At 50.3% G+C, this 10,026-nt stretch carries 9 protein-coding genes and 12 tRNA genes; 4 read left to right on the forward strand and 17 right to left on the reverse strand.

The window, feature by feature from the left end; genetic code table 11:
* Positions 1-93: 93 nt before the first annotated feature.
* Complete coding sequence (locus tag BLT35_RS22840; RefSeq protein WP_074729835.1) at positions 94-1,278, reverse strand: GNAT family N-acetyltransferase; 1,185 nt, start codon at positions 1,276-1,278, stop codon at positions 94-96.
* A 238-nt stretch (positions 1,279-1,516) separates the two neighbouring features.
* Here BLT35_RS22840 and BLT35_RS27675 point away from each other — a divergent pair, with 238 nt between their 5' ends.
* Positions 1,517-1,609 carry a sporulation protein YjcZ gene (locus BLT35_RS27675; RefSeq protein WP_083351381.1) on the forward strand — a complete coding sequence of 31 codons (93 nt, stop codon included), beginning with the start codon at positions 1,517-1,519 and terminating at the stop codon, positions 1,607-1,609.
* 60 nt (positions 1,610-1,669) lie between these two features.
* On the opposite strand, the gene BLT35_RS22845 is transcribed toward BLT35_RS27675, so the two are convergent.
* From BLT35_RS22845 to BLT35_RS22860, 4 genes are all read right to left on the reverse strand, one after another.
* On the reverse strand, positions 1,670-2,923 hold the full coding sequence (locus tag BLT35_RS22845) for a molybdopterin molybdotransferase MoeA (RefSeq protein ID WP_074729836.1): 1,254 nt from the start codon (positions 2,921-2,923) through the stop codon (positions 1,670-1,672).
* 74 nt (positions 2,924-2,997) lie between these two features.
* On the reverse strand, positions 2,998-3,648 hold the full coding sequence (gene mobA / locus BLT35_RS22850) for a molybdenum cofactor guanylyltransferase (RefSeq protein ID WP_054818844.1): 651 nt from the start codon (positions 3,646-3,648) through the stop codon (positions 2,998-3,000).
* Between the two features lie 197 nt (positions 3,649-3,845).
* Positions 3,846-4,652, reverse strand: coding sequence for a pyruvate, water dikinase regulatory protein (locus tag BLT35_RS22855; RefSeq protein WP_074729837.1), 807 nt, complete (start codon positions 4,650-4,652; stop codon positions 3,846-3,848).
* A gap of 31 nt (positions 4,653-4,683) precedes the next feature.
* Complete coding sequence (locus tag BLT35_RS22860) at positions 4,684-5,331, reverse strand: helix-turn-helix transcriptional regulator (protein ID WP_074729838.1); 648 nt, start codon at positions 5,329-5,331, stop codon at positions 4,684-4,686.
* 231 nt (positions 5,332-5,562) lie between these two features.
* Here BLT35_RS22860 and glpX point away from each other — a divergent pair, with 231 nt between their 5' ends.
* The 3 genes from glpX (at position 5,563) to BLT35_RS22875 (ending at position 8,580) form a co-directional block, all read left to right on the forward strand.
* Positions 5,563-6,537, forward strand: coding sequence for a class II fructose-bisphosphatase (gene glpX, locus BLT35_RS22865; protein ID WP_062409649.1), 975 nt, complete (start codon positions 5,563-5,565; stop codon positions 6,535-6,537).
* Between the two features lie 76 nt (positions 6,538-6,613).
* Complete coding sequence (locus BLT35_RS22870) at positions 6,614-7,432, forward strand: sulfite exporter TauE/SafE family protein (RefSeq protein ID WP_062409650.1); 819 nt, start codon at positions 6,614-6,616, stop codon at positions 7,430-7,432.
* A 122-nt stretch (positions 7,433-7,554) separates the two neighbouring features.
* The gene (locus tag BLT35_RS22875; RefSeq protein ID WP_083351382.1) at positions 7,555-8,580 is read left to right on the forward strand and encodes a polysaccharide deacetylase family protein; all 1,026 of its coding nucleotides are present in this window, start codon (positions 7,555-7,557) and stop codon (positions 8,578-8,580) included.
* A 182-nt stretch (positions 8,581-8,762) separates the two neighbouring features.
* Here BLT35_RS22875 and BLT35_RS22880 read toward each other — a convergent pair.
* From BLT35_RS22880 to BLT35_RS22935, 12 genes are all read right to left on the reverse strand, one after another.
* Positions 8,763-8,841, reverse strand: a tRNA-Leu gene (locus BLT35_RS22880).
* 15 nt (positions 8,842-8,856) lie between these two features.
* Positions 8,857-8,930: transfer RNA gene (locus tag BLT35_RS22885), tRNA-Arg, on the reverse strand.
* Between the two features lie 25 nt (positions 8,931-8,955).
* Positions 8,956-9,044 (reverse strand) — tRNA-Leu (locus tag BLT35_RS22890).
* 7 nt (positions 9,045-9,051) lie between these two features.
* A tRNA-Cys gene (locus tag BLT35_RS22895) sits at positions 9,052-9,125 on the reverse strand.
* A 6-nt stretch (positions 9,126-9,131) separates the two neighbouring features.
* Positions 9,132-9,206: transfer RNA gene (locus tag BLT35_RS22900), tRNA-Gly, on the reverse strand.
* A 49-nt stretch (positions 9,207-9,255) separates the two neighbouring features.
* A tRNA-Gln gene (locus tag BLT35_RS22905) sits at positions 9,256-9,327 on the reverse strand.
* 18 nt (positions 9,328-9,345) lie between these two features.
* Positions 9,346-9,418: transfer RNA gene (locus BLT35_RS22910), tRNA-His, on the reverse strand.
* 16 nt (positions 9,419-9,434) lie between these two features.
* Positions 9,435-9,508, reverse strand: a tRNA-Trp gene (locus BLT35_RS22915).
* A gap of 9 nt (positions 9,509-9,517) precedes the next feature.
* A tRNA-Tyr gene (locus tag BLT35_RS22920) sits at positions 9,518-9,603 on the reverse strand.
* Positions 9,604-9,616: 13 nt separating this feature from the next.
* Positions 9,617-9,692: transfer RNA gene (locus tag BLT35_RS22925), tRNA-Thr, on the reverse strand.
* Between the two features lie 7 nt (positions 9,693-9,699).
* Positions 9,700-9,775: transfer RNA gene (locus BLT35_RS22930), tRNA-Phe, on the reverse strand.
* A gap of 73 nt (positions 9,776-9,848) precedes the next feature.
* A tRNA-Asp gene (locus tag BLT35_RS22935) sits at positions 9,849-9,925 on the reverse strand.
* Positions 9,926-10,026 lie beyond the last annotated feature (101 nt).

Raw genomic sequence — 10,026 nt, forward strand, 5'->3', positions numbered from 1 at the left:
GACTTTGAAGTACAATATATCATGGGATGAGCAGCGTCGAATTTCATTTCAGTTCACGCCACATCTCGAGACTTCAGCCACAGCAGCACCCGATTAGAAAAAATCAGGCAAATAGGTTTGACGCACGGGAATAAGCCGCTCCAACCTTTCGACCATTTCCGGCTTGCAATGCAACCTGCCTATTTCCCTCAAAAAACCCGGCCGCTGATAGCCCATGAGCATCGTAGACAATGTTTGAATGTCGCACTGTACTAATGGCCAATCCACCGTCGTTCCTGAATCATCAGCCACCCGCGCCGTTCCGGACTCATCTATCTTCACTTCGAACATCCGGTTGTTCCACTCTGCATGGGCATCCGACACGTCCAAAAGCAGCGTACTCTCTGTCCCTGAAGCGAAAGGATATTTCTCCAGAAAGCTTGCCGCATCTACGATCCGAGCCATAAAGTAAGGCACCAGCTCTTGCTTCACCCTGGGGTTGTCCAACAGGAAGGGCAGCCGATCATCCGAAGGTGCATTCACGATCAGCTTATCGATCATTGAATCGTGATCCGCCAAAAAACGCCACATTCCCATACGGGCCTCATGGTGCAGACTGACGAACTCATGAACTCTTAATACCCTTTCCTTTACCTGATAAAAAACGTATCCTGCCGGCTGGCCTTCCGTATCGTAATACACTGCGACTGTGCCCTGCTTATTTGCAAAAATGCGTTCCCGCCACCATGATTCATCTCTGACCAAAGCGCCGTTATACCGGGAGGCATATTTTCCGTAGATACTTCCCAGCAAAGGAAAATCCTGTCCGATGCGTAGGATGCGTCCAGGTTGTGGACCTACTTTCGGCAGCAGTCCCGAAGGAATCTCATAAATTTTGTAATCCGTATAGGTCTCCCAACCATATTTACGGTAAAACGCAAACTGAAAGGGATGCAAAAACGATATGGTTTGTCCTTTATCCCGCATGACGCGTAATGCATTGGCCAGCAATTGTGCTACAAGACCGCCGCGCCGGTACTCCGGCCACGTCGCCACTCCGGCGATGCCGCCCATAGCAAATGTTTTGCCCTGAATACGAGTCTCCAGGTTGAGAATCTTCATTTTGGAAGCCAGCCGTCCATCCACATATGCCCCCCACAATTCATCGGAGTGAAGGTTGGCTTTACGTCTCTCCCGCTCTCCCGGCGTAAGTACGTTTTGAAAAGCAAATTCGGACAGCTCCAGACTCTCTGCAAAATGCTCGCTTGGAATATTGCGAATCTCTACTTTTCTATTCATGCACTATCCCTTTCCTTCCCCTTACGATCATTTTCACGATTCGATCGATTTACAATTCGCCACCATTTCATTGTGCAGCAAACGCCGCTTTTAAACAACCTATTTCACCGGATCCGGCAGCGTACTCCTTTGAGGGACAGGTGTTTTTCCCCAATCCCCCCCAATTCGGGTATACGTCCAATCAGCAGACATTATTTCCTCATATCTTATATCAGATTTTCTGAAAGGGGGATATCACATGAGCTTTGCTGGAGGCTTCTTTACGACCACTGGTGTCATATTGGTACTCTTTATCCTTCTAGTTATTGTCTCCCGTGCATGGTTTATCTAATGCCCAAAAACCCAAAACCCCCGGCCGGGTTTTCGCCCTCCGGGGGTTTTCAATTTTGTCTTAATTCTCAGATAACCACATAATACGAACCTTCTCCCCCTGTGCTGCCCCCCTACCGCCCGAGGGAATGCAGATCAGGCAGTCGGCATCTTTAATCGACACCATGATACTTGATTTGTCGAGTCCAGCCGGCCGGACCTTTACCATACCGCCTTCGATACGCGAAGTTCCGCGCACATAACGGGGATACGCAGAGCCTTTGCTATAATCCACATCCAAAAAAGCCTCGGCTTCCGGCAGCAGTGGATGGTTCGCACCGAGAGACGCCTTCATAAACGGTCGAACGAGCAGCTCAAAGCCTACATAAGAGGCTCCGGGATTACCCGACAGCGCGAAAAGCGGCTTACCGTGCCACATACCGCATGATGTCGGGCTTCCCGGACGCATGGAAACCTTATTAAACAACAGGGTTCCGTCCCACCGTTCGAACAAATCGACCAGCACATCCTTATCGCCAACCGAGACGCCCCCGGTTGTAATCACGATATCAGCCCATTCGAGCGCAGCGAGCAGCTGTTTTTCTACAACCTCTGCCTCGTCAGGCAAAATCGGCATCATTTGTGGAAGCCCGCCTGCTCCCTTGACTTGGCAGGCCAGCATATAACTGTTGCTTCCGCGAATTTTACCGGGAGCAAGCGGTGAGTCCACAGGCAGCAGCTCGGAGCCGGTAGAAAAAATCGCCACCTTAGGCTGCTGAAAGACCGGTACGCGGTGGAATCCAAAGGTAGCCAGTATGGCAGCCTCACCCGGTCCGATGATACAGCCCCGTTCCAACAGCGATACGCCCGGCGACACTTCCTGGCCTATCGGCGTGATGTTCTCGCCTGCTTTCATCGCTTTACGTATCCCTACAGTTCCATCCTTTGCATCCTCAGCCCTGTCAGTCATCTCCAGCATAATCACCGCGTCAGCGCCTTCCGGCACGACAGCTCCGGTCATGATCCGTGACGCTTGTCCCGGTCCGATCGCTTTGGTCGGTACCGAGCCGCAGGGGATCATTTCCGTGACCTCCATCCTAATAGGAGCATCAGCTGCAGCCGACGTCGTATCTACTGCTCTCACCGCATACCCGTCTACTCCCGACCTGCGAAAATGCGGCACCGGCTCGTGTGCGGTCATGTCCTGTGCCAGTCTTCTCCCAAATGCTTCCTCCAGCGGAACCTCTTCTGTCTTCATCAGCTGTGCTTGCTGAAGCACTTGCCGCTGCGCTTCCTCTAAAGTCACTGCCCTCCGGCCAAATCTTAAACTGCCCACGTGTTACCCTCCAATTCGCGAAGTACGTCTGACTGTCGGTGTATGGTTCTGCTCTTCGCTCTGAAGCCTATTCATCATCTCATGAAATAACCGCTTCCAAGGCTCAAAAGCTTATTATACTCATCCGGATTGTTAATGTTTCCTGTAAAATCAGTCGGAATCCCCAGTTCTGCAAAGAATGAGGCATCCGCTTCCTGCACACGAAGCTCACGGAGCAAACGCATCATCCGGTAATCTTCTTCAGCGAGCAGGCGCTCCACGATTTGAAGGCATCGACGGTGGTACAAGCCATGCAGCGGATGCAAACGTTCATGCAGCCGCGCAATCACCGCATCGCTATCGGTATCTTTTCGCAACCCGCTCATCGCTTCCGCGGCTCGGGCATTGACCAAGGGCATATCGCAGCCGACAACCCACAATTCGTCGTTACGTACGGCGGTCATGGCTGCCTGCAGCCCGGCAAGCGGTCCTTTCCCCGGCTGCAAATCGGGAATGACGCGAACGGCTCCGGCGAATGGCTTCAGTTCATCCTCATACCGCTCTGGCTCTTGGGTTACTAGAATCAGCTCACTGCAGACCCTGCCAAGCTCCGTCAGCTGCCTAGCCAAAAACGTCCGGCCTTCGTACTTTAGCAGCGCCTTGCTGTCACCGCCCATGCGCCGGTTCAATCCGCCGGCCAAGATGATGCCCGACCTTTCCGTTTCCTTTGGGCTTCTGTCTTGCATCGGACAAACCCCCGCCTTTATGCTCGTTCTTATTTCATTCCTTACTATAGGACAAAGAAGATGGAATGTCTATGGTTGATAGCTCTCAGTCACGCAAGGGTCATTCTCGCTGCCTCGCGGCTTCCATGCCCGCTGCCTGAAAAGAAAAAAACCTGAACCATTCTCCGGTCCAAGCTTTTTCCTAGCGGATTCATATATTATTGTAAATAACCCATTATAATGCCAGCCGTTTCTTCAATCGCTTTGTCCGTTACATTAATGACCAAGCAGCCCACCTGCTTCATCAAGTCTTGGGCGTATCGAAGCTCTTCGTCGATTCGTTCCATGGTTGCATACTTTGCTCCAAAAGGGAGCCCTACGGCCTTCAACCGTTCCGTACGAATTTTGTACAGCTTCTCGGCATCCATCGTTAGGCCGACGATCCGGTTACTCGGCACGAGGAACAACTCCTTAGGCGCCTTTACCTCCGGTACCAGCGGAAGATTGGAAACCTTGATCCCCTTGTGAGCCAAAAAAATGCTCAGCGGCGTCTTGGAGGTTCGCGATACGCCGATCAGAACCAGTTGGGCCTTCAGCAGCGCACTCGTATCGCGTCCGTCATCACATTTGACGGCAAATTCAATGGCTTCCACCCGGCGGAAATAATCTTCATCCATCAGATGGAGAAGACCCGGTTTACGTTTGGGCGCATCGTTAAATGTGTCGACAAACGCCTCCATCATCGGTCCCATGATATCCACGGCTCTGACACCCAGCCGGATCGCTTCTTCCTTCATGGTCTCTCTCAGTTCTGGCTGTACCAGCGTATATGCGACAAAACCGCCCCTTTGGGCAGCCTCCTCCAATATTGTACGGATCTCATCCTCACTCTTGATATGACCGATTCGTTTCGTTTTCACCTGATGTGCGTCAAACTGTCGAATCGTCGCTCTCACGACCGCCTCGGCCGTTTCTCCGACGGAATCCGAACAGATTGTAATTTCATACGACTGATCTTCACTCATCCGGTTCCTTCTCCTTTTATCCGCAAAATCCTTAATGGCCAACAGCCATATCCAGCAAAATTTTTGTCATAATGGTTTTGGTTATTCTGCCGACCACATCCCAACGGGGGATACCTCCCGCCTGCTCGAGCTTCGACGGTACGACTACCGGCAAGCTGTCCACCTGGTGATTAATCATTTTCTTAGCCGCATCGACCACCGATTCATCAGGCGACACGTGAATGACGTTGGGCTCGCGCGTCATCACCATACTGACGGGCATGGTGGCAGCATTCGTATTGCCGAATGTAAACTTGAGCAGGTCCTTGCGTGATATGATACCGGACAAGCACCCCTGATCATCCACGACGATCAAGCTGCCCACATTTTCCATAAAGAGTGAAACAACAGCATCGCCTACGGACGCATTTTCCTTCACGATAACAGGAAGCGCCTGCACTTCTTTAACTTTCGTATTCAACAGCTTCCTGGATGCATGGAGACCCGGAGACATAGCCGAGCCCGGTGTATACCCTACCTTCGGCTTGGCGTCTATGAGGCCCAGCATCACAAGCAGCGCCAGGTCCGATCGTAACGTCGGGCGGCTAAGCCCAAGCATTTCCGCTATTTGTTCGCCTGTAATTGGCGCATTTGCTTTTACCAGTTCTACGATCTGTAATTGGCGTGCAGTCAGTTCGATGACCGGTCCCTCCTCATTTCAAAGCAGCCACTGCTGTCTGCCTTTTGATTCCTATCCAATTGTACCAAAAATGCTCTCAAACTCATAGAACTGTAACTCAGTTTATTTTACCGATGAATTATGGTGTACTTTTATCGCAATATCGCTTTATTTATTGCGTATTATTTAATATTTAATTATACTATATATAATTGTAAATGAACACCATTATTGTTGGGAGGCACGAATGGGATGGAAAGGGAATTGGCGCTCGAGATAGTACGAGTCACAGAACTCGCCGCATTATCGGCTGCAAAATGGATGGGCCGGGGCGATAAAAATCAGGCAGATGGAGCTGCAACCGCAGCGATGCGCGCCATGTTCGATTCTGTATCCATTCGGGGAACCGTAGTGATTGGTGAAGGCGAAATGGATGAAGCTCCTATGCTTTATATTGGGGAGCAAGTCGGCAACGGACAAGGACCAGAGGTTGACGTAGCCGTCGATCCGCTTGAGGGTACCGAGCTTGTAGCCAAAGGGCTTAACAATGCCCTAGCCGTTATCGCCATCGCAGGTAAAGGAAATTTACTGCATGCCCCGGATATGTATATGGAGAAAATAGCGGTAGGACCTGCGCTTGCCGGACAATTAAGTTTGACCGAACCGCTGGAAAAGACGCTGAAGCGTGCTGCTGAAGTGCTCGATAAACCACTAAGCAACTTGACGATCATGATTCTTGACCGGGAACGGCATCGTGAACGAATCGAGACCTTGCGCCGAGTAGGCGTACGGATTAAATTCTTGAGTGACGGCGATGTAGCCGGGGCCATAGCGCCTGCCTTATCCGAATCCGGAATCGACATGTACGTAGGCTCCGGCGGAGCCCCTGAAGGGGTACTGGCGGCCGCGGCACTGCGATGCTTGGGCGGAGAACTGTTAGGCCGACTACTGCCGGCGAACGATGAAGAATATGACCGCTGTATTGCTATGGGTATCAAGGATCCGCACAAAATATTGACAATGAACGATATGGTTGGAACGGATGATGTTATCTTTGCGGCTACCGGCATTACCCCGGGAGAAATTTTGAACGGCGTCCGGTATATGCCTAACTTGAGGGCGGAGACGCATTCGATCGTCATGCGCGCAAAAACCCGTACGATCCGTTTTATCCAATCGAGCCATTATTTACCTAATAAACAATTACTTCAAGAAACCTATATTTAATTTAGGGCGGTTGATTTCTTCCTTTCCTGTGTTACTATTTACTTAGAATAAATGGATATGGGAGAAGGAATAACGCATGGATATCCTGTTTTATACCGTCGTCGGTCTGATTGCCGCCACGTTCGGAAGCTTGGTCGGCCTCGGCGGCGGTATTATTATTGTCCCCGCGCTTGTTTACTTGGGGCCTTATTTTATTGGCGAATCCATTCCGATTTCAACCGCCGTTGGAACATCGTTAGCCGTTCTTATTTTCACAGCTTTATCTTCTACAGTAACCTTTTTTAAACAAAAACGAGTCGATTTTAAAAGCGGGTGGCTCCTTTTCATCACCTGCGGTCCCGGAGCCATGCTTGGTTCCTACACTACGCAATACGTCAATGCCAAGTCGTTTCAGCTGGGCTTCGGAATATTCATGCTGTTTATGGCCGTCCTGCTTATACTTCGGGATTACCTCAAGCCGTTGGATATCAAGTGGAGCATTGAGCGAACGTATACGGACGGGAAAGGGCAAACCTTTCAATACGGTTACAGCGTTCTACCGGTGCTGGTCATCGGGCTCGCCGTCGGATTCATTGCCGGGTTGTTTGGCGTCGGCGGGGGAGCCCTGCTCGTACCGGTTATGGTTATTTTATTTCGTTATCCTCCCCATGTGGCTACTGCAACATCCATGTTTGTTATTTTACTCTCCGCTCTGATGGGAAGCACCACTCATTTTGCACTGGGTGAAGTGAATTTATGGATGGTGCTTGGATTAGCGCCAACCGCCATCGTTGGAGGGTGGCTGGGTGCAGTCATTGCAAGCCGGCTCGGCAGTAAAAAGCTGCTTTGGGTGCTTCGTGTCACCTTTTTGCTTGTAGCGTTGAAGATGATATGGGAAGGCGCATTTTTAAGCTGAAGACAAATATTCATATGTAAGTCAATTATAGCCGCACGGACAGAAGGCTCATAAGGGATAATTCCCTCCTCCTTATCCAAAACTAAAAGAACTGTATGTTTAGTGATAAGGGGGAGCCTTTTATGTATCGACAACCGTTCGCGGCTTTTTTCTATGCTTTAATGTTGGGTATGCTCTTATCTTCCTGTACCGGGACTACGAATGATGATTCAGATATGCCCAATCCTGAGCCGCAATCATTCCAACAGGCCAATCGTATTTCCAAGCTGGAACCACCGATTCCCGATCAAATCATTCCGATCCCGGAACGTAAGCCAGACCATCAACAATCAACTCAGGAGTCTCCTCCCCCGGCGGCGGCTACGGTAGAAAAACCAGTGGCTCAGCCGGAAGCTAAGCCCAAATCCACTCCAATCCAAAAGGCAAACAAGAAGAGGTCACCTTCTTCGGAAAAACCCGCCAGGGAGGTGGCTACTCGGAACAAAGCGTTAACTTTATCCCAGTTAGTTAAAAAGTATCCTGATCTATTGCTGCTCAAAGGTCCTGAAGCATCGAGACAAGTGGCTCTCACTTTCGATGACGCACCGGATAAGCAGTATACTCCTCAAGTGCTAAATGTATTAAAACAATACAATGTCCGAGCTACATTCTTTATTCTGGGGTCCCAAGCAGAACAACATCCTGAGATCGTCAAGCGCATTGCGCGAGAAGGGCATGTGATCGGAAACCATTCCTATAATCATAAGCTGTTCACTAAACTATCTGACGAGAGCTTTAAATCTCAGGTGCTGCTTACACAAGCATCTTTGAAGTCTCTGATCGGCTATTCCCCCAGATTGATTCGGCCTCCTTTCGGAGAGATTAATGAAAATCAACTGTTGTGGGCTTCCATGCAAGGTTACCGCATCGTCAATTGGAATGTCGATTCGGAGGATTGGAAACAGCTCAATCGGGAACAAGTCACAAACAATATTTTAAACCATGTAAAAAAGGGATCGATCGTTCTTCAACACTCCGGCGGCGGACCTGGACAAAACTTAAGCGGAACCGTCGAAGCTCTACCCACCGTCATCCAAACCTTGCAGTCGCGCGGTTACCAGCTTGTCACTTTACCCGAGCTGCTTCAAGTGTCCAAACAGTTAAAGTAGCAGCATTTTCGTATTCAGGCACAAATCTTCATCCGCTCAATGAGCTGACTTACGGCGAGCCTGCTTTAGGCCTGGTTACTGCGTTCCAACTAATCTGATGGTCATTATGTCTAACTTGGCAGGCGCATTACGCAAAAGAGCTCTTAGGATTTATTATCCTAAGAGCTCTTTTCCATGTTGAATACCGGCGAGAGGACTCGAACCTCCACCCTTTCGGACTCGATTTTGAGTCGAGCGCGTCTGCCATTCCGCCACGCCGGCAAATAAAATTTACTCCGTGCCCTGAGAGATTCGAACTCCCGACCTTTTGATTCGTAGTCAAACGCTCTATCCAGCTGAGCTAAGGGCACATGCTTACTTAATTAATTGTTGGAGTGGTGCCGAAGACCAGACTTGAACTGGTACGGTAGTCACCTACCGCAGGATTTTAAGTCCTGTGCGTCTGCCGATTCCGCCACTCCGGCAAAAGAATGGAGGCGCCACCCAGATTCGAACTGGGGGTAAAGCTTTTGCAGAGCTCTGCCTTACCACTTGGCTATGGCGCCGTATAATGGAGCGGAAGACGGGATTCGAACCCGCGACCCTCGCCTTGGCAAGGCGATGCTCTACCCCTGAGCCACTTCCGCATATTGAATATCGGACCCAAGTTGAATAGTTTTCTCCAAGAGTCCGTTACTGGGGATCTAGGATTCGAACCTAGGCATGACGGAGTCAAAGTCCGTTGCCTTACCGCTTGGCTAATCCCCAATGCTGATAAGAATAAAGGGCGATCGAAGGGAATTGAACCCTCGAATGTCGGAGCCACAATCCGATGCGTTAGCCACTTCGCCACGACCGCCATATTGGAGAGTTATTGGCAGGGGCAGCAGGAATCGAACCCACACCAAAGGTTTTGGAGACCTTTGTTCTACCTTTAAACTATGCCCCTATAATAAACTGGTGGAGGCTGATGGATTCGAACCACCGAACTCGTCAGAGAACAGATTTACAGTCTGCTGCGTTTGGCCACTTCGCTAAGCCTCCATAAAGTTGTTGCTGGTGCCGTCGAGAGGACTTGAACCCCCAACCTACTGATTACAAGTCAGTTGCTCTACCAATTGAGCTACAACGGCAAATTGATGGTGGCTCGGGACGGAATCGAACCGCCGACACGAGGATTTTCAGTCCTCTGCTCTACCGACTGAGCTACCGAGCCATAATTATAATACATTTTATACTTCTTGTAAACCACTCAATGGGTTCTTATCCCATACAGGATGTAAATTTCATGGCGGAGCCGACGGGATTCGAACCCGCGGTCTCCTGCGTGACAGGCAGGCATGTTAGGCCTCTACACCACGGCTCCACATATTTTTTCGAATGCTTTGCTTCGAAATTGGTTGCGGGGGCAGGATTTGAACCTGCGGCCTTCGGGTTATGAGCCCGACGAGCTACCGGGCTGCTCCA

The organism is Paenibacillus naphthalenovorans (genome assembly GCF_900099895.1).
In the GTDB taxonomy this organism is placed as follows: domain Bacteria; phylum Bacillota; class Bacilli; order Paenibacillales; family NBRC-103111; genus Paenibacillus_G; species Paenibacillus_G naphthalenovorans.